The following is an 18,594-nucleotide window of genomic DNA, read 5'->3' on the forward strand; positions in this document are numbered from 1 at the left end:
AGTTCACTACACTGAGGAAAGTAGACCTGTCACTAGCCGGTCGTCAAGTAAGTTTCCGTGGGAGCACGAGGAGTACGAGGATGGACGGCACCATGGACGGGACCAAGCAGCAGCGCCGCGGCAACACACGCCAGCGCATCCAGGACGTCGCGCTCGAACTCTTCGCCGAGCAGGGCTACGAGAAGACCTCCCTGCGCGAGATCGCGGAGCGTCTCGAGGTCACGAAGGCGGCCCTGTACTACCACTTCAAGACCAAGGAAGAGATCATCGTCAGCATCTTCACGGATCTGACGAAACCGATCGAAGACCTGATCGAGTGGGGCGCGAGCCAGCCGCACACGCTGGAGACCAAGCAGGAGCTGGTACGGCGCTACAGCCGGGCTCTCGCCGAGGCGACCCCGCTCTTCCGCTTCATGCAGGAGAACCAGGCGACGGTACGGGAGCTGCAGATCGGCGACTCGTTCAAGGACCGGATGCGCGGGCTGCGGGACATCATCATCGACCCGGACGCCCCGCTCACCGACCAGGTCCGCTGCGTGAGCGCCATCTTCACGCTGCACGCCGGGATGTTCTTCCTGCAGGACCTCGAAGGCGACCCGGAGGACAAGCGCGCAGCCGTCCTCGAGGTCGCCGTCGATCTCGTGACCCAGGCGCATCAGGGCGCCTGATCACCCGTCACCGTCAGACGGTCAGGCCGTGGGCCCGCAGGAAGGCGACCGGGTCGATCGCGGAGCCGTAGTTGGCGGTCTTGCGGATCTCGAAGTGCAGGTGGGGACCGCTGGAGTTGCCGGTGTTGCCGGACAGGGCGATGCGCTGGCCGGTCTTGACTATCTGGCCGGCCTTCACGTCGATGTGCGACAGGTGGGCGTACTGCGAGTAGGTCCCGTTGGCGTGCTTGATGACGACGGCGTTGCCGTAGGCCGGGCCGTCACCGGCGCCGTTGCCGCCGGCCTTGACCACGGTGCCGCCGTGGGCGGCGACGACCTTGGTGCCGCTCGGCACGGCGAAGTCCTGGCCGCTGTGGGTGGACTGCCACATGGCGCCGGCCTGGTGGAAGGTCGCGGACTTGGTGTAGTGCGCCACCGGCTTGACCCAGGCGTTGGCGGAGACGGCCGCCGTCTTGGCGGCGGGTGCGGCGGCGGACGCCACTCCGGTTCCCAGCACGACCGTGGCACCCAGGGCGGCGGCCCCGACGGCCACGCGGGTGCGGAGCAGGGACGTACGGGAAGAACGGGACGTGACGCGCTGGAACATGAAGACCTCGTGGGTTCGGGGACAGGAAGACCACCCGGCGCAGGAACGCCTGTCGGGTGGGCCATCCCTTGGTAACCCCGAGGGCGATAGACCCCCAAACATGTGACGTACGACGGAAGCTAGTACTTAACCCCAAAACTTCCGACTTCTTGACAGATGGTCCGGGACGCCCCATTTGGGGGCGATCCATGCCGGAGGCCCGGAAACCCCCGGGGGTTCCAGAAGCTATGTCCCTTTTGCCTGATTTTGGGCTGCCACTATCCGCCCTAGTAGCCCATGGATGACCTGTGCCGCTTGTCACCGGCCGCCCGCCGCAAGGGACTTCGGGATGTGACGGGGGCTACTCGCCCGTCGCGTGGGGGACTTGTGACCCCCGTCACGAACTGTGCACGGGTCTGTGAGCGGAGTCTCACCGCCCCTTACCGTCCAGTAACCCGCAGGTTCCCCCCGGTAACCCGCTGGTTCCCCTCAGGCCATCCCCACAGAACAGCATGCCCACGACACAGGCAGGCCAGGACGCGAGAGGACCTCACATGACCACAGGCACCTGGAAGCGCCGCATAGCCATGACAGCCGTGGCGACGGCCGCCGTCACCGCCATGGCCGTCCCGGCGGGCGCCCAGGCCGCTACGGCCACCACCACCTCCACCGTCGCCACCGCCGCCGCGGAGGACGTCGACTACGCCACCTGGCAGGCCGACTGCCAGACGGTGATGGACGCGGCTCTGCCCTATCTGAAGCAGCGCATCGCCGCCGCCAAGACCGGCGAGAAGCAGGCGATCGTCTTCGACATCGACAACACGACCCTGGAGACCGACTTCGGCTTCAGCTACCCGCAACCGGCCAACAAGCCGGTCCTCGACGTCGCCAAGTACGCCCAGGACCACGGCGTCTCGCTGTTCTTCGTCACCGCCCGCCCGGGCATCATCGCCTCGTTCACCGACTACAACCTCAAGTATGTCGGCTACAAGGTCTCCGGGCTCTACGTCCGCGGCCTGCTCGACCTCTTCAAGGACGTCGCCGCCTACAAGACCGCCCAGCGCGTCGACATCGAGAACAAGGGCTACACGATCATCGCGAACATCGGCAACAGCGCCACCGACCTGTCGGGCGGCCACGCCGAGAAGACGTACAAGCTGCCGGACTACGACGGGCAGCTCTCGTAGGGCCGCACAGCCGCCGTCAGGGCATACGAAAGGGGCCGGTGCTGAATCAGCACCGGCCCCTTTCGGGTCGAGGCTTACGCCTCCTTGCTCAGGTTCGGGCCGGGACCGCCGGCCGCCTGCTCGATCGGCGGGACGTCGGGCAGCGCCGACTTCTCCTCGCCGCGGAAGGTGAAGGTCTTGGTCTCACCCTCGCCCTCGGTGTCCACGACCACGATGTGACCGGGACGCAGCTCGCCGAAGAGGATCTTCTCGGAGAGCGTGTCCTCGATCTCGCGCTGGATCGTGCGACGCAGCGGACGCGCGCCCAGCACCGGGTCGTAGCCCTTCTTGGACAGCAGCTCCTTGGCGGACTGGGAGAGCTCGATGCCCATGTCCCGGTCCTTCAGGCGCTCGTCCACCTTGCCGATCATCAGGTCGACGATCCGCAGGATGTCCTCCTGCGTGAGCTGCGGGAAGACGACCACGTCGTCGACGCGGTTGAGGAACTCGGGGCGGAAGTGCTGCTTGAGCTCGTCCGACACCTTGTTCTTCATGCGCTCGTAGTTGCTCTTCGAGTCGCCCGAGGCCGCGAAGCCCAGGTTGAAGCCCTTGGAGATGTCCCGGGTGCCGAGGTTGGTCGTCATGATGATGACCGTGTTCTTGAAGTCCACGACCCGGCCCTGGGAGTCGGTCAGACGACCGTCCTCCAGGATCTGCAGCAGGCTGTTGAAGATGTCCGGGTGGGCCTTCTCGACCTCGTCGAAGAGGACGACGGAGAACGGCTTGCGGCGGACCTTCTCGGTCAGCTGGCCGCCCTCCTCGTACCCCACGTATCCGGGCGGGGAGCCGAAGAGCCGCGAGACCGTGTGCTTCTCGCTGAACTCCGACATGTCGAGGGAGATCAGCGCGTCCTCGTCACCGAAGAGGAACTCGGCGAGCGCCTTGGACAGCTCGGTCTTACCGACACCGGACGGGCCGGCGAAGATGAACGAGCCACCCGGACGCTTCGGGTCCTTCAGACCGGCGCGGGTACGGCGGATCGCCTTGGACAGCGCCTTGACGGCGTCGACCTGGCCGATGACCCGCTTGTGGAGCTCGTCCTCCATGCGCAGCAGGCGGGACGACTCCTCCTCCGTGAGCTTGAAGACCGGGATGCCGGTGGCCGTGGCGAGGACCTCGGCGATCAGCTCGCCGTCGACCTCGGCGACGACGTCCATGTCGCCGGCCTTCCACTCCTTCTCCCGCTTCGCCTTGGCGGCGAGGAGCTGCTTCTCCTTGTCGCGCAGGGACGCGGCCTTCTCGAAGTCCTGCGAGTCGATCGCGGACTCCTTGTCGCGGCGCACGCCGGCGATCTTCTCGTCGAACTCGCGCAGGTCCGGCGGAGCGGTCATCCGGCGGATGCGCATCCGGGAACCCGCCTCGTCGATCAGGTCGATCGCCTTGTCCGGCAGGAAGCGGTCCGAGATGTACCGGTCGGCCAGGGTGGCGGCCTGGACCAGCGCCTCGTCGGTGATGGAGACGCGGTGGTGCGCCTCGTACCGGTCGCGCAGACCCTTGAGGATCTCGATGGTGTGCGGCAGCGACGGCTCGGCGACCTGGATGGGCTGGAAGCGGCGCTCGAGGGCCGCGTCCTTCTCCAGGTGCTTGCGGTACTCGTCGAGCGTGGTGGCGCCGATGGTCTGCAGCTCACCGCGGGCCAGCATCGGCTTCAGGATGGAGGCCGCGTCGATGGCGCCCTCGGCGGCACCCGCACCGACCAGCGTGTGGAGCTCGTCGATGAACAGGATGATGTCGCCGCGGGTGCGGATCTCCTTGAGCACCTTCTTCAGGCGCTCCTCGAAGTCACCGCGGTAGCGGGAGCCGGCGACCAGCGCGCCGAGGTCGAGGGTGTAGAGGTGCTTGTCCTTGAGGGTCTCGGGCACCTCGCCCTTGACGATGGCCTGGGCGAGGCCCTCGACGACGGCGGTCTTGCCGACGCCGGGCTCACCGATCAGGACCGGGTTGTTCTTGGTACGGCGGGACAGCACCTGCATGACCCGCTCGATCTCCTTCTCGCGCCCGATGACCGGGTCGAGCTTGGACTCACGAGCGGCCTGGGTGAGGTTCCGGCCGAACTGGTCGAGGACCAGGGACGTCGAGGGGGTGCCCTCGGCAGGCCCGCCGGCGGTGGCGGTCTCCTTGCCCTGGTAACCGGAGAGCAGCTGGATGACCTGCTGCCGCACCCGGTTGAGATCTGCGCCCAGCTTGACGAGGACCTGGGCGGCGACGCCCTCGCCCTCGCGGATCAGGCCGAGCAGGATGTGCTCCGTGCCGATGTAGTTGTGACCCAGCTGAAGGGCCTCGCGGAGCGACAGCTCCAGGACCTTCTTGGCACGGGGGGTGAAGGGGATGTGCCCGGACGGGGCCTGCTGGCCCTGGCCGATGATCTCCTCCACCTGCTGGCGGACCGCCTCGAGCGAAATCCCGAGGCTCTCAAGGGCCTTGGCGGCGACACCCTCACCCTCGTGGATCAGGCCCAGGAGGATGTGCTCGGTGCCGATGTAGTTGTGGTTGAGCATCCGGGCTTCTTCCTGAGCCAGGACGACAACCCGCCGCGCGCGGTCGGTGAACCTCTCGAACATCGTTAATCGCTCCTCAGAGCGGTCAGGCAGTGGGGGGAACTTCCCCTCCCTGTCCTACCGCAGCTTAGTCCCGCAAGCAGGGACCGCTCATTCCAACTGCCGACACCGTCGATGGCCTCCTGACCCCGAACGCCGACATCTGCTCCAACCCGATGGTGCGAGACGATGTTCCCGCAGGCCAGGCAGTTACCCTCACCATCAGTACGCCGATGGCGAACGTGAGACGTCCTTTCCTGCGTGTCGCCCCCTCCCACTAGGGAAGTCTTACCCGCCGGGACTGACAGTCCATGCCGTGCGCACCCTTTCCCTCAGCTACGGGCGAACAACCTTGCGCCTCCCGAGCCCCTTGCGCGCACCCCCGTTCGCCACCGTGCGCAACAATGGCGACACCCAGCGTAACTCCGGGGCTCTTCGGATGGTTCTACTCGGCATGGTTCGCTCCGTCCCTCTTCCCCGTCGGCCGCTCGACCCCGCCGGCACCGGCCCTGAGGGCGCCGGCCCGGACGGGCGGGTCCGCGGCTGGTACGAGAACGAACTGGGGTGGGCGACGGTGCCCGGGGAACCGGTACGACTTTCGGTGGGCGACCGCTTCGACGTCCTGGAGGTGCCCGCGGAGGCGGGTCACGCGGCGCTGGACCGCCTGGCGCCGGGCTTCCCGGTGGCTGTGCACGGGGGGACGGGCGGCCGGATGCGGCTCCTGGTGGCCGCCGGGAGCGCCGGGGAACTGCTGGGGATCCTCGAGTGGCTGGAGTGGGGCGCGGTGCCGCTGGATCTGACGGCGATCGGCGAGGGCTCCCTCATGGAAGCGCCGGTGCCCGCGGGGCTCGTGCCGGACTGCGGGCGCCATGGGCCGGTGCAGGGGGCCGCCGTCTGGCTGCGGCCCCCCGTGGCGGGGTGCGAGGTCGAGACCTCGCTGCCGACGGTGTCGGCCCTGGGGGGCGCGAAGGACGCCCCCGATCTGGTGCGGTTGGTGGACACGCTGGCAGTGCACTGTCACCGTGTCCGGCTGGGGCGGCTCGCCGCTCAGCCGTTGGCCTTCTCGTAAGCCTCGCGAATGGTCGCGGGAACACGGCCACGGTCGTTGACCTCGAAACCGTTCTCCTTCGCCCACGCGCGGATCTGAGCGGTGTCCTGGCTGCTGCCGGCCGCGGCACGCGCCTTTCCACGCCCGCCCGAGGCACGGCCTCCGGTACGACGGCCACCCTTCACGTAGGCCTCGAGAAGCCCGCGCAGCTTGTCCGCATTGGCGGTCGTGAGGTCGATCTCGTAGGTCTTGCCGTCCAGCGCGAACGTCACGGTCTCGTCCGCCTCGCCGCCGTCGAGGTCGTCGACAAGAAGGACCTGAACCTTCTGTGCCACCGGATTTCCTTTCATCGATAACGTGAGGGACGGGGGTCCGCGGCGTCCGCCGTTTAGCCGCGCCCTGTTATATGCAGTACTGCAGTACGTCGGAAAGCAAACCGCTTTTGCTGGAAAAACACAAACCCCTGGGAGAGGCCGACAGCCCGCCGCTCGCCCGGAAACGTGCGCGTTTCGGACATAGGGCACCGGGCAAGGCCGGTCCGTCGGAATGGACGGCCCCGATCACAGATGCAGAAGCATCCGGCTGTTGCCCAAGGTGTTCGGTTTCACTCGTTCGAGTCCGAGGAACTCCGCTACGCCCTCGTCATAGGAACGCATCAGCTCCGCGTAGACATCGGTGTCGACGGGCGTCTCACCGATCTCCACGAAGCCGTGCTTGCCGAAGAAGTCCACTTCGAAGGTCAGGCAGAAAACGCGGCGAACACCGAGCCAGCGCGCGGTGTCCAGCAACTTCTCCAACAACCGGTGGCCCACACCGGAGCCCTTCAGGCCGGGCTTCACGGCGAGAGTGCGCACTTCAGCGAGGTCTTCCCACATCACGTGCAGCGCGCCGCAGCCGACGACCTCGGCGTTGTCGTCGCGTTCGGCGACCCAGAACTCCTGGATGTCCTCGTAAAGGGTCACCGTCGCTTTGTCGAGCAGGATGCCGCCGCGGACGTACGCGTCAAGGAGTCGGCGCACGGCGGGCACATCGCCGGTCCGGGCCCGCCGGACGGTGATGGCTTTAGCGCCGACTTCGGGGTTCTCGGGGTTCTCGGCGGCGGGGCTCTCTGCGGACATGTGCGGACGCTATCGCCCGCCGCCCTCGGACGCCGAGGCGGGGTTCTCCCCGGCACTGCCCGCAGATGCGGCTTCGGATGCCTCGGATGTTTCCGGACCTTGGACGATGCGTACGGCGTCGCGCAGGGCCTGTCGCTGTTCGTCGCTCATCATCCCGAAGAAGGCGACGAGGGCGGCGGCGGGGTTGTCGCTCTGCGCCCAGGCGTCGTTCATGAGGGCGGCGGCGTAGGCGGCGCGGGTGGAGACCGCCTCATATCGATAGGCCCGGCCTTCGGCCTCGCGGCGCACCCAGCCCTTCTGATGGAGATTGTCCAAAACGGTCATCACCGTGGTGTAGGCGATGGACCGTTCCCGCTGAAGGTCTTCCAGGACTTCCCGAACGGTCACCGGGCGGTTCCACTTCCACACCCGCGTCATGACCGCGTCTTCGAGTTCTCCCAATGGGCGAGGCACTCTCAGCACAATAGTGGGAGATCGCGGCAATCGCGTGCCGGACGGGCGCTTTACCTATCAGACCTGCACAAAAAGGGCGTACGACTCCGGGGAGAGCCGTACGCCTGGTCAGGCAGGGGCAGGCAGGTCAGGCGTCGGTGCCGGCGGAGGCCTGACGGGCGCTCTGCGTGCGCGCGAGGGCGGCGTCGACGGCCGCGTCCTCCTTGGCCTTGTTGGCGCCTCCCTGGGTCTTCACGATCACCCTGATCACACCGATGAAGAACACGGCCATGACGACGGGGGGCACCAGCGCGGAGACATAGTCCATGGATCCAGGGTAGCCACGGAGGAACGGGACATCGGGCCGGGGTCGGGTCGACGCGCCCCGGCACGCGCGTGCGTGCGTCTCAGCCGACCGCCAGTCTCCGCCGCTGCTCCTGCTCCGGCTCGGCGGGCGGCGGGGGCGGGGTGGGCCTGCGGCGGGGGAAGACCTCGCCCGGGGTGGGGACGGGACGGCGGGCGGGCTCGGACGCGGGGCGCTTCACAGGACCGGGGGCGGGCGCGGCGGGCTTCTCGGCGGGCTCCCCGGCGGGCCGCTCGGCGGGCTTCTTGCGGGGTTCCTCGCGCGGATCGTCGCGCGGGTCGTCGTCGGCGGCGGCGACCCGGACTCCGTCGGCCTCGGCGGAACGGCCCCCGGGAAGGGCGAGAAGGCGCGTACGGGACGCCGGGACCGTCGGGACGGCAGGGGAGGCCTGGCGGGGCGTGCGGCGGGCGAGGCGGGCCCGTACGTCCTGTTCGGCGAGGACCTGGCAGCGGTCCAGGAGGGCGGCGGCCACGGGATCGTGCCGCAGGGTGCGCAGGGCGGCGAGGTCCTCGACGTCGGGGCGGTAACCCGTGGCGAGGACCTCCGCCAGGAGCGTGAGGTAGCCGGCGGCGGCGCCGGGCAGGGCTGCGCGGTACCGGCCGAGGTCGGCCACCAGGAAGGCCCGCAACCGGGCGGCCTCGCGCAGCGCCTCGTCGAGGGACTCGGCTAGGCGATGGCAGTCCTGGACGTCCTCGGCGCTGGCGGGACCGGGGTGGAGGGCGAGGGCGAGGGCGCGGCGGAGCACACGCAGCTCCTCCGCGCCGAACGCCATGCCGCCGCGGGATCCGTATGGCGTGGGCATGCGGCGACGATACGCGCTAATCGGACAAATTCGACATAAGGGGCGGGTGTGGCGCGTGCGAATCCCCCGACGCGGTCCGGGAACGCGGGGGAAGACGCAGCTCACATGCGCGAGACGTTCCGCTCGTACACCAGCCGCAGCCCGATCAGCGTCAGCCACGGCTCGTGCTCGTCGATCACCGCCGACTCCCCGAGGACCATGGGGGCGAGCCCGCCCGTCGCGATCACCGTGACGTCGTCGGGGTCCTCCGCCAGCTCCCGGGCCATGCGGGTGACCACGCCGTCGACCTGGCCCGCGAAGCCGTAGACGATGCCGGACTGCATGGCCTCGACGGTGTTCTTGCCGATCACGCTCCGCGGCCGGGCCACCTCGATCTTGCGCAGCTGGGCCGCCTTGACGCCGAGGGCCTCCACCGAGATCTCGATGCCGGGGGCGATGACCCCGCCGACGTACTCCCCGCGCGCGCTGACCGCGTCGAACGTCGTCGCGGTGCCGAAGTCGACGACGATCGCCGGGCCGCCGTAGAGCTCGTTCGCGGCGACCGCGTTGATGATGCGGTCGGCGCCGACCTCCTTGGGGTTGTCGAAGAGGATCGGCACCCCGGTCTTGACGCCCGGTTCGACGAGGACCGCGGGGACGTCGCCGTAGTAGCGGCGGGTCACCTCGCGCAGTTCGTGCAGCACCGAGGGGACGGTCGCGCAGATCGCGATGCCGTCGATGCCGTCGCCCAGCTCCACGCCGAGCAGCGGGTGCATGCCCATCAGGCCCTGCAGCAGGACGGCGAGTTCGTCGGCCGTACGGCGGGCGTCGGTCGAGATCCGCCAGTGCTCGACGATCTCCTCACCGTCGAACAGGCCGAGCACCGTGTGCGTGTTCCCCACGTCGATCGTCAGCAGCATGACCGGTACCCGCTCCCTACTCCGCGTCCCGCAGATCCAGACCGATGTCCAGGATCGGCGAGGAGTGGGTCAGGGCGCCGACGGCCAGGAAGTCGACGCCGGTGTCGGCGTAGGCCTTGGCGTTCCCCAGGGTCAGCCGGCCCGAGGCCTCCAGCAGGGCGCGTCCGCCGACGATGCCCACCGCCTCCGCGCACTCGCCCGGGGTGAAGTTGTCCAGCAGGATCAGGTCGGCGCCCGCGTCCACGACCTCGCGCAGCTGGTGCAGGGTGTCCACCTCGACCTCGATCGGCACGTCCGGGAAGGTCTCCCGTACGGCCGTGAAGGCCTGGGCGACGCCGCCCGCCGCGACCACGTGGTTGTCCTTGACGAGGGCCGCGTCCGACAGCGACATGCGGTGGTTGACGCCACCGCCCGCGCGGACCGCGAACTTCTCCAGCGAGCGCAGGCCCGGCGTGGTCTTGCGGGTATCCCGCACGCGCGCCTTCGTGCCCTCCAGGGTGTCCGCCCACGCGCGCGTGGCGGTCGCGATGCCGGAGAGCCGGCACAGCAGGTTCAGCGCGCTGCGCTCGGCGGTCAGCAGGTCGCGCGTGCGGGTCGTCACCGACAGCAGCTTCTGGCCCGCCTCCACGCGGTCGCCGTCCTCGACGTGCCGCTCGACCTCGAACTCGTCGGTGCAGACGACCGAGACGACCGCCTCGGCGACCCGGAGGCCGGCGACCACGCCCGCCTCGCGCGCGGTGAAGTCGGCGGTGGCCACCGCCTCCTCGGGGATGGTCGCGACGGTCGTCACGTCCACGCCGTGCGCCAGGTCCTCCTGGATGGCCACGTTGGCGATGTCCTCGACCTCGACCGGGTCGAGCCCGGCCTCGGCCAGGAGCTGGGCGAGCGCGGGGTCGAGACCGCACTCCAGGTATTCCTCGTCGCCGAGGTCGCCCTCTGCGCCGCAGGCGCAGCCGTCGCCGCAGCCGCCGGTCGGGGCGAGGGGGAGGTCGTCGGTGCTCACGTGTGTCACTGCTCCTGCTGGTGCTGCCGGGTCGGGGGGAAGTCTGCGGTATCGGTGGTGTGTACGGCGAGGGACCGGTCCGGATTCAGCCGTACGACGATGTGGCGGCGCCATGCCGAGTCGTCGCGCTCGGCGTGGTCCTCGCGCCAGTGGCAGCCGCGCGTCTCCTCGCGCAGCGCGGCGGCGGCGACCAGGACGCGGGCCACGCACAGGAGGTTGGTGGCCTCCCAGGTGTCGACGCCGGGCTCGGCGGTCTTGCCGTTCTCGTCGAGGGCGTCGCGGGCCTCGGCGTGCAGGCGCTGCAGCTGGTCGGCGGCCTTGGCGAGGGACTCGGCGGAGCGCAGCACCCCGGCGCCCTCCGTCATGATCCGCTGGATCGCGAACCGGGCCTCGGCGCCGAGCAGCGGATGGGCCGGCTTCTGCGGGTGCTCCACCGGGGCGGGCACGCGCGCGTGCAGACCGTCGCCGGCGTGGCTGTCGGCGATGTCGGCAACGATCCGCTCGGCGTAGACCAGGCCCTCCAGGAGGGAGTTGGACGCGAGCCGGTTCGCGCCGTGCACGCCGGTGCAGGCGACCTCGCCGCACGCGTACAGGCCCGGGACGGTCGTCCGGCCCCGGGAGTCGGTGCGGATGCCGCCGGAGGCGTAGTGGGCCGCCGGGGCTATCGGGATGGGGTCGTGGACGGGGTCGATGCCGTGGGCGCGGCAGGCGGCGAGGATCGTCGGGAAGCGGTGCTCCCACATCTCGGCGCCGAAGTGGCGGGCGTCGAGGAACATGTGCTCGGCGTCCTGCTCCTGCATCCGGCGCATGATGCCCTTGGCGACGATGTCCCGGGGCGCCAGCTCGGCGAGTTCGTGCTGCCCCACCATGAAGCGCACGCCGTCCGCGTCCACCAGGTGGGCGCCCTCGCCGCGTACGGCCTCGGAGACCAGCGGCTGCTGGCCCTCCGCGTCCGGGCCGAGGAACAGCACGGTCGGGTGGAACTGCACGAATTCGAGGTCGCTGACCTCCGCGCCGGCCCGCAGCGCGAGCGCCACGCCGTCGCCGGTCGACACGGACGGGTTGGTGGTCGCGGAGAACACCTGGCCCATGCCGCCGGTGGCGAGGACGACCGCCGGGGCGTGCACGGCGCCCACGCCGTCGTGCTGGCCCTCGCCCATGACGTGCAGGCTGACGCCCGCCGTCCGGCCGTCGGCGTCGGTGAGCAGATCCAGGACGAGGGCGTTCTCGATGGTCCGTACGCCCCGCGCGCGGGCCGCCTCGACGAGCGCGCGGGAGATCTCCGCGCCGGTCGCGTCGCCGCCCGCGTGGGCGATCCGGCGCCGGTGGTGGCCGCCCTCACGGGTGAGTTCCAGGTTGCCCTCGGCGGACTCGTCGAAGTGCGCGCCGGTCTCGATCAGCCGCCGTACGGCGTCCGGGCCCTCGGTCACGAGGATCCGGACGGCGTCCTCGTCGCACAGGCCCGCGCCCGCGACCAGCGTGTCGTCCAGGTGCTGTTCGGGGGTGTCGCCCTCGCCGAGGGCCGCGGCGATGCCGCCCTGCGCCCAGCGGGTGGAGCCGTCGTCGAGGCGGGCCTTGGTGACGACGACGGTGTTCAGGCCGGCGGCCTCGCAGCGCAGGGCCGCGGTGAGCCCCGCCACGCCGGAGCCGACGACCACCACGTCCGCGGAGATCGACCAGCCCGGGGCGGGCGCGTGCAGTCGTATGCCTGTGCTGGTCACGAGGCGGCTCCGAAGGTTCCGAAGGTGAGGGGGAGGTTGTCGATCAGCCGGGTCGTCCCGACCCGGGCGGCGACGGCGAGCACGGCCTCGCCGGTGAAGTCGTCCCCGATCTCCGTGAAGTCGGAGGGGTCGACGAGTGCGAGGTAGTCCAGTGCCAGCGGCGGGTCCAGGTGCGCGGCCTCGTCGAGGACCAGCAGGGCGGCCGCGCGGACGGCGGACGGACCGCCGGGGACGGCCTGCGCGACGGCGTGCGCGTCGGCTGCCGCGCGCGACTCTCCGAGCGCGCTGAGCGCCTCGGCACGCGCGTGCGTGGCGGGCACCTCCCGTGCGCGGGCCAGCAACGCCTCCTGGGCGGCGTGCCGGTCGCTCCCGGCGAACAGGGCCGCCGACAGCGCGAGCGCGGTGCGCCGCTCCTTGGCGGACAGATAGCGGTTGCGGCTGGACAGGGCGAGCCCGTCGTCCTCGCGGACGGTGGGGACGCCGACGATCTCGATGCCGAAGTTCAGGTCGCGGACCATCCGGCGGATCAGGGCGAGCTGCTGGGCGTCCTTCTGGCCGTACAGCGCCACGTCGGGCCGGGTGAGGTGGAGCAGCTTGGCGACGACGGTGAGCACGCCGTCGAAGTGGCCGGGGCGCGAGGCGCCCTCAAGACGCTCCCCCATCGGACCGGCGCTGACCCGGACCTGGGGCTCGCCACCCGGGTACACCTCGTCCGCGGCCGGGGCGAACACGGCGTCCGCGCCCGCCTCCTCGGCGATCTTGAGGTCGGCGTCCAGGGTGCGCGGATAGCGGTCGAGGTCCTCGCCCTCGCCGAACTGGAGCGGGTTGACGAAGACGGTGACGACGACCTCGCCGTGCGGCCCGGCGAGTTCGCGGGCGGTGCGGATCAGGGTGGCGTGGCCCTCGTGCAGGGCGCCCATCGTCATCACGACGGCCCGGCGGCCGGTACGCGCGCGTGCGTGCAGTTCGGCGGCGGTGCGCAGGAGGGTGGTGGTCATCCGGCGTCTCCTTCGGTGCCGTGGGTGCCCGGGGCGCCGTCGGCCCGGCCCGCGAGGACGCCGAGGAGGTCCTCGGCCAGTTCCGGCTTGAGCAGTCCGTGCGCGAGGGCGCGGTCGGCGGTCGCCCGGGCCATCGCCAGATACCCGGCGACGGTCTGCGGGGCGTGCCGGCGCAGCTCGGCGACGTGCGCGGCGACCGTGCCGGCGTCACCGCGGGCGACGGGGCCGGTGAGGGCGGCGTCACCGGAGCGCAGCGCGTTGTCGAGGGCGGCGCCGAGGAGCGGGCCGAGCATCCGGTCGGGGGCCTCGACGCCGGCCGTGCGCAGCAGCTCCATGGACTGGGCGACCAGGGTGACCAGGTGGTTGGCGCCCAGGGCGAGGGCCGCGTGGTAGAGCGGGCGGTTCTCCTCGGCGATCCACTCGGGTTCGCCGCCCATCTCGATGACGAGGGCTTCGGCGGCCAGCCGCAGCTCGTCGGGGGCGGTGACGCCGAAGGAGCAGCCGGCGAGGCGCTGGACGTCCACGGGCGTGCCGGTGAAGGTCATCGCCGGGTGCAGGGCCAGCGGCAGGGCGCCCGCGCGCAGGGCGGGTTCGAGGACCTTCGCGCCGTAGCGGCCGGAGGTGTGCACGAGGAGCTGCCCGGGCCGTACGGCGCCGGTCTCGGCGAGCCCCTGCACCAGGCCGGGCAGGGTGTCGTCGGGGACGGTGAGCAGCACCAGGTCGGCGTGGCGCAGGACTTCGGCGGGCGGCAGCAGCGGTACGTCGGGCAGCAGCAGCGCGGCCCGCCGCCGGGAGGCGTCGGAGACTCCGGAGACGGCCACCGGGCGGTGTCCGGCGAGCTGGAGGGACGCGGCGAGGGCGGGTCCCACCCGGCCGGCGCCGACGACGCCGACGGTGAGCCGCGCGGGGCGGTCCCTGGGGTCTGGTTGTTGAAATGCACTCACGCGAGGGCGGCCTTCCCGTTCCAGTCCGCGCGGGGTACCGGACGATTTCTCGTCATGTTAACGCGATTGGGGTTCGGGGCGGCCCGGTCGTCTCGCGGTGAGGCTGCGCCGGCAGCCGGTGCGGGCCCGGTCCGTGGGTGTCCCTGGGAGGGCGCGCGCCGGTGCGGACGGCGCTCCGCGGGCACGCGGGGCGGCGCCGGCACGGACGGCGAACAGGGAGTTTCCGCCGAGCTCGAAGGAATCCCCGCCGGGACCGACGGGGATGCCGGGGACGGATTGCCGGAACTCCGCCGGGGCCCCGGCGAGACCAGCGTCACACACCGGCCGGGCGGTCACCGCGACACCGGAGCCGTGAGCACCGTGCGGCGAGAAAAGTCCGCGAACAAATGGATGGCCAAAAATGAATTCACCGCCGAATAGGACCGATAATATTTCCCCGGCATCTTTCCCCGACATCTTCACCCGAGATCTTCGCCCGACACCTGTCGTGTACGTTGGCTCGCGACCTCCTCCGGACGAAAGGACGCCCCTTGAAAGTCCATGACGCGAGGCGGGCGTGAAGGCGCCCGGCACTCCGTGGCTCCGGAGTTTCCATGCCGCCGCGCCGGGCGCCGTGCGGCTGTTCGTGTTTCCGCACGCCGGTGGCAACGCCGCCTTCTTCCATCCGTTCTCGGCACGGCTCGCGCCCCGGGCCGAGGTGCTCGTCGTGCAGTATCCGGGCCGCCAGGAGCGGTTCCACGAGCCCTGTGTCGAGGATCTGCACGAGCTGGCCGACACCGTCGCCGCCGAACTCGCCGAGTGGGCCGAGGAGCCGTACGCCCTGTTCGGGCACAGCATGGGCGCCACGCTCGCGTTCGAGGTGGGCAGCCGGCTGCGGGCCGCCGGGGCCCGTCCGCGCGCCCTGTTCGTGTCGGGGCGGCGCGCGCCCTCGGTGCCCACGCCCGGCTCGGCACACCGGGCGAGCGACGAGGAGCTGATCGCCGACATGAGACGCCTCGGCGGCACGGACCCCCGGATGCTGGACAGTCCCGAGCTGCTCGCGGTGATCCTGCCCGCGGTACGCAGCGACTACCGCGCCACGGAGACGTACCGCTACCGGGGCGCACCCCCGCTCGACTGCCCCGTCACGGCGTTCATCGGGGACGAGGACCCGCGCGTGGACGCCCCCATGGCCCGGGCCTGGGCCACCCACACGACCGACGCGTTCGCCCTCCACACCTTCGCGGGCGGCCATTTCTTTCTGGTGCCGCATATCGAAGCCGTCGTACGGAACATCGCCGACGGCATTTCCAGTGCCCCGGAATCATTAAATCCGTGACCGATTTCCCGGAATCCCGAAGAGGACCCTCATGAAATACCGCGTCATCGGCAGCGACCCGGCCACCCGCCGTGAGGTGAGTGTCCTGAGCCTCGGCTCCATGCACTTCGGGACGGTGACCGACGAAGCGACCTCCTTCGCCCTTCTCGACCGTTACGTCGAGGCGGGTGGCACCTTCGTCGACACGTCCGACAACTATGCCTTCTGGGTCAACGGCACTCAGGGCGGCGAGAGCGAGGAGCTGCTCGGCCGCTGGATCCGCAGCCGGGGCATCGGCGACGAGATCACCTTCGCCACCAAACTCGGCGCCCGCCCGAACGCCCCGTCGCGCGGTTTCAGCCTGGACGTCGAGGGACTGTCGGCCAAGACCATCCGCGAGTCCGCCGAGCGCAGCAGGGAGCGCCTCGGCATCGAGCGCATCCACCTGCTGTACGCGCACATCATGGACGAGAAGACGCCCCTGGAGGAGACCGTCCAGGGCTTCGGCGAGGTCGTCGCCGACGGCGTCGCCGGTCTGCTCGGCGCGAGCAACCACTGGGCCTGGCGGATCGAGGCCGCCCGCACCCTCGCCAGGGCGGCCGGCCTGCCCGGCTACGAGGTCCTCCAGCACCACCACAGCTACCTCCGCCAGCGCACCGACATCCCGAGCCTGCGCTCGCCCGACGGCAACCAGGGCCTGGTCGGCGCGGACCTGCTCAGCTATGTCCGCGCCCACCCCTCCCTCACCCAGGTCGCCTACTCCCCGCTGCTGTCGGGGGCGTACGTCCGCGACGACAAGCCGCTCGGCCCGGGCTTCGAGCACGCGGGCACCCAGCCCCGTCTCCGGGCGGTGCGCGAGGTGGCCGAGGAGACCGGCGCGAGCGTCAACCAGGTGGTCCTGGCCTGGCTGCTCGGCGGCGACATCCCGATCCTGCCGCTGGTCGGCGCTTCCTCGATCGAACAGCTGAACGACAGCCTGGCGGCGGTCGACCTGGAGCTGACGGCGGAGCAGCGCGCGAAGCTGGACGGCGTGCACTGAGGACGTCGGACGGCGTGCGCTGAGACCGTCTCCGCCCCCGCCCGCGGGCCTCTGTTCCCTCCCGATTGACGGCTGTCGTCAATCGGGAGCCGGGCTGTCAGTGGCGGGGTGCACCATGAAGGCATGAGCGTCCGCATCGACATCACGGGGCTGCGGCCGGAGCGGGTCGCCGTCGTGCCCTCGCCCCTGGCCGAGCTCGGCATGGCCCTGCACGCGCTCTCCGAGCCCGGCCACCACCCCGGTCTGCAGGGCTGGGTCACCGGCGTCACCGCCCGCCTGGACCCCCATCTGGCCGACCGGATGTGCGAGGCCGACTTCCTGTGGCGGACGACGTTCTCCGACCTCTTCCTGCCGTACGCCGGCCTCCCGGGCCGCGACACCCTGCCCGGCGCCACGCTCACCGAGGAACTGGACCTCCTCGACAAACTGACGGACGAACAGTTCGTGAACGCCGCGACGGAGTTCATGTGCACCCCCGGGTACGACGCGCCGGGCCTCGATGTCCTCGCCGACCCGGCCCAGCACCGCCGCGCCCTGGACCTGGCCGCCTCCCGCGGTCCCCGGCAGGTGCACTTCACCCGGCGGCTGCTCGACGACCCGCCCGGTGTGCGCGCCTGGCTGCGGCAGTTCCTGCGGGACTGCGAGGAGGCGTTCTTCGCCGACGTCTGGGCCCGGGTGAGCCACCCGCTCGCCGCCGACGCCCGCCACAAGACCGACCTGCTGCGCCGCAAGGGCCTGGCGGAGGCGCTCGCCTCGGTGTCCTCCACCGTGTCGCTGGACGAGGGCGCCGCGCAGATCTCCGTGGACAAGATGGCCCACGGCCGCACCGCCACGGCGGACGGCGGGCTCCTCCTCATCCCGACGAGCCTCGGCTGGCCGCATCTGATGGTCCTGCACCGGTACGGCTGGCAGCCCGTCCTGCACTACCCGGTCGGCTCCCCCGAGCTGGCCTCGCCGCCCTCCGTCGAGCAGCTGACGCTGCGCATCACCGCGCTCTCCCACCCCGTCCGGATGCGGATCTGCCGGCTGCTGGCCCGCAGCGCCTACACCACGACCGAGGTGGCCCAGTCCCTGGGCATGACGGCCCCCGAGATATCCCGCCACCTCGGCGTCCTCAAGAAGGCCTCCCTCATCACCACCCGCCGCCGCGGCCGGTACGTCCTGCACCAGCTGGACGTGACGGTGGTGGCCCGGCTGGGCAGCGACTTCCTGGAGGGTCTCCTGCGCTGACGGGCGGACCGGCGTGCGTCAGCCGTGTCCGCCGGCCCGCACCAGCCCCGTCTCGTAGGCCAGCACCACCACCTGCACCCGGTCCCGCAGCCCCAGCTTGGTCAGGATGCGGCCGACATGGGTCTTCACGGTCGCCTCGGACAGCACCAGCCGGGCGGCGATCTCCCCGTTGGAGAGCCCCTGCGCGACCAGCACCATCACCTCGCGCTCACGGTCGGTGAGCCGCTCCAGCTCCTTGTGCTGGGGCTCCTTGCCGGCGCTGGGCAGCATCGGCGCGAACCGGTCGAGGAGACGGCGTGTGGTGGAGGGCGCGACCACCGCGTCGCCGCTGTGCACGGAGCGGATCGCGGCGAGCAGCTCCCCGGGCGGCACATCCTTCAGCATGAAGCCGGAGGCGCCCGCCTTCAGCCCGGAGAACGCGTACTCGTCGAGGTCGAAGGTGGTCAGGATCAGCACCTTCGGCGGGTCGGGCTCCGCGCAGATCCGCCGGGTGGCCTCCACCCCGTCGAGCTTCGGCATACGGACGTCCATCAGGACGACGTCGACGGCCGTGGACCGCACCACCTGGAGGGCCTCGACGCCGTCGCCCGCCTCCGCCACGACCTCCATGTCCGGCTGGGCGGCGAGCACCATCCGGAAACCGGTGCGCAGCAGCACCTGGTCGTCGACGAGCATCACGCGGATCGCCATCGGGTCCTCTTCC

Annotated in this window: 19 protein-coding genes and 1 pseudogene; 6 read left to right on the plus strand and 14 right to left on the minus strand. The window is 70.9% G+C overall.

Translation table 11 applies throughout. The annotated features are described in order from the left end of the window. The first annotated feature begins 80 nt into the window (after positions 1-80). Entirely contained in the window at positions 81-668 is a 588-nt protein-coding gene (locus ABZ464_RS32360) for a TetR/AcrR family transcriptional regulator (RefSeq protein ID WP_340377001.1), read from the plus strand. Between the two features lie 13 nt (positions 669-681). Here ABZ464_RS32360 and ABZ464_RS32365 read toward each other — a convergent pair whose 3' ends face one another. After that, positions 682-1,254 carry a M23 family metallopeptidase gene (locus ABZ464_RS32365; protein ID WP_359282770.1) on the minus strand — a complete coding sequence of 191 codons (573 nt, stop codon included), beginning with the start codon at positions 1,252-1,254 and terminating at the stop codon, positions 682-684. A gap of 533 nt (positions 1,255-1,787) precedes the next feature. Between ABZ464_RS32365 and ABZ464_RS32370 the strand changes: the two genes are divergently transcribed. Beyond that, positions 1,788-2,420 (plus strand): HAD family acid phosphatase, encoded by a 633-nt coding sequence (locus ABZ464_RS32370; protein WP_359282772.1) that lies wholly within the window; start codon positions 1,788-1,790, stop codon positions 2,418-2,420. A gap of 74 nt (positions 2,421-2,494) precedes the next feature. Here ABZ464_RS32370 and ABZ464_RS32375 read toward each other — a convergent pair whose 3' ends face one another. Continuing rightward, complete coding sequence (locus ABZ464_RS32375) at positions 2,495-5,020, minus strand: ATP-dependent Clp protease ATP-binding subunit (RefSeq protein ID WP_359282774.1); 2,526 nt, start codon at positions 5,018-5,020, stop codon at positions 2,495-2,497. A 430-nt stretch (positions 5,021-5,450) separates the two neighbouring features. Here ABZ464_RS32375 and ABZ464_RS32380 point away from each other — a divergent pair, with 430 nt between their 5' ends. Beyond that, entirely contained in the window at positions 5,451-6,065 is a 615-nt protein-coding gene (locus ABZ464_RS32380) for an SCO3374 family protein (RefSeq protein ID WP_359282777.1), read from the plus strand. On the opposite strand, the gene ABZ464_RS32385 is transcribed toward ABZ464_RS32380, so the two are convergent. From ABZ464_RS32385 to ABZ464_RS32435, 11 genes and pseudogenes are all read right to left on the minus strand, one after another. Then, the gene (locus tag ABZ464_RS32385) at positions 6,044-6,379 is read right to left on the minus strand and encodes an Lsr2 family protein (protein ID WP_359282779.1); all 336 of its coding nucleotides are present in this window, start codon (positions 6,377-6,379) and stop codon (positions 6,044-6,046) included. The two genes, ABZ464_RS32380 and ABZ464_RS32385, sit on opposite strands and share 22 nt — an antisense overlap. A 225-nt stretch (positions 6,380-6,604) precedes the next feature. After that, positions 6,605-7,162: an amino-acid N-acetyltransferase gene (locus ABZ464_RS32390; RefSeq protein WP_359282782.1), complete on the minus strand. Its 558-nt coding sequence runs from the start codon at positions 7,160-7,162 to the stop codon at positions 6,605-6,607. A 9-nt stretch (positions 7,163-7,171) separates the two neighbouring features. Then, positions 7,172-7,615, minus strand: a complete 444-nt coding sequence (locus tag ABZ464_RS32395; RefSeq protein ID WP_359282785.1) for a BlaI/MecI/CopY family transcriptional regulator — start codon at positions 7,613-7,615, stop codon at positions 7,172-7,174. Positions 7,616-7,742: 127 nt separating this feature from the next. Beyond that, positions 7,743-7,922 carry a hypothetical protein gene (locus ABZ464_RS32400; protein WP_359282788.1) on the minus strand — a complete coding sequence of 60 codons (180 nt, stop codon included), beginning with the start codon at positions 7,920-7,922 and terminating at the stop codon, positions 7,743-7,745. 79 nt (positions 7,923-8,001) lie between these two features. After that, positions 8,002-8,730, minus strand: coding sequence for a hypothetical protein (locus ABZ464_RS32405; protein ID WP_359282954.1), 729 nt, complete (start codon positions 8,728-8,730; stop codon positions 8,002-8,004). A gap of 131 nt (positions 8,731-8,861) precedes the next feature. Then, on the minus strand, positions 8,862-9,659 hold the full coding sequence (locus tag ABZ464_RS32410) for a type III pantothenate kinase (RefSeq protein WP_359282790.1): 798 nt from the start codon (positions 9,657-9,659) through the stop codon (positions 8,862-8,864). 16 nt (positions 9,660-9,675) lie between these two features. Continuing rightward, positions 9,676-10,662 carry a carboxylating nicotinate-nucleotide diphosphorylase gene (nadC, locus tag ABZ464_RS32415; RefSeq protein ID WP_359282792.1) on the minus strand — a complete coding sequence of 329 codons (987 nt, stop codon included), beginning with the start codon at positions 10,660-10,662 and terminating at the stop codon, positions 9,676-9,678. A gap of 5 nt (positions 10,663-10,667) precedes the next feature. Next, the gene (locus tag ABZ464_RS32420; RefSeq protein ID WP_359282795.1) at positions 10,668-12,383 is read right to left on the minus strand and encodes an L-aspartate oxidase; all 1,716 of its coding nucleotides are present in this window, start codon (positions 12,381-12,383) and stop codon (positions 10,668-10,670) included. Next, complete coding sequence (gene panC / locus ABZ464_RS32425; RefSeq protein ID WP_359282798.1) at positions 12,380-13,381, minus strand: pantoate--beta-alanine ligase; 1,002 nt, start codon at positions 13,379-13,381, stop codon at positions 12,380-12,382. Before panC ends, ABZ464_RS32420 begins: the two co-directional genes overlap by 4 nt. Then, positions 13,378-14,325 (minus strand): DUF2520 domain-containing protein, encoded by a 948-nt coding sequence (locus tag ABZ464_RS32430; RefSeq protein ID WP_359282800.1) that lies wholly within the window; start codon positions 14,323-14,325, stop codon positions 13,378-13,380. The genes panC and ABZ464_RS32430 overlap by 4 nt, the downstream gene beginning before the upstream one ends. A gap of 57 nt (positions 14,326-14,382) precedes the next feature. After that, positions 14,383-14,598, minus strand: a pseudogene (locus tag ABZ464_RS32435) (hypothetical protein); the annotation flags it as partial. Between the two features lie 283 nt (positions 14,599-14,881). Between ABZ464_RS32435 and ABZ464_RS32440 the strand changes: the two are divergent. The 3 genes from ABZ464_RS32440 to ABZ464_RS32450 all read left to right on the plus strand — a co-directional run bounded on the left by ABZ464_RS32440 (position 14,882) and on the right by ABZ464_RS32450 (position 17,891). Continuing rightward, complete coding sequence (locus ABZ464_RS32440; RefSeq protein WP_359282802.1) at positions 14,882-15,643, plus strand: alpha/beta fold hydrolase; 762 nt, start codon at positions 14,882-14,884, stop codon at positions 15,641-15,643. A 31-nt stretch (positions 15,644-15,674) separates the two neighbouring features. Beyond that, on the plus strand, positions 15,675-16,661 hold the full coding sequence (locus tag ABZ464_RS32445) for an aldo/keto reductase (protein ID WP_359282804.1): 987 nt from the start codon (positions 15,675-15,677) through the stop codon (positions 16,659-16,661). A gap of 123 nt (positions 16,662-16,784) precedes the next feature. Continuing rightward, positions 16,785-17,891 (plus strand): DUF5937 family protein, encoded by a 1,107-nt coding sequence (locus ABZ464_RS32450; RefSeq protein ID WP_359282806.1) that lies wholly within the window; start codon positions 16,785-16,787, stop codon positions 17,889-17,891. Positions 17,892-17,909: 18 nt separating this feature from the next. Here the strand turns inward: ABZ464_RS32450 and ABZ464_RS32455 are convergent, their stop codons facing one another. Beyond that, positions 17,910-18,581: a response regulator transcription factor gene (locus ABZ464_RS32455; protein WP_359282809.1), complete on the minus strand. Its 672-nt coding sequence runs from the start codon at positions 18,579-18,581 to the stop codon at positions 17,910-17,912. Between the last annotated feature and the right edge of the window lie 13 nt (positions 18,582-18,594).

It is taken from the genome of Streptomyces sp. NPDC005820, from assembly GCF_040630255.1.
Classification (GTDB): domain Bacteria; phylum Actinomycetota; class Actinomycetes; order Streptomycetales; family Streptomycetaceae; genus Streptomyces.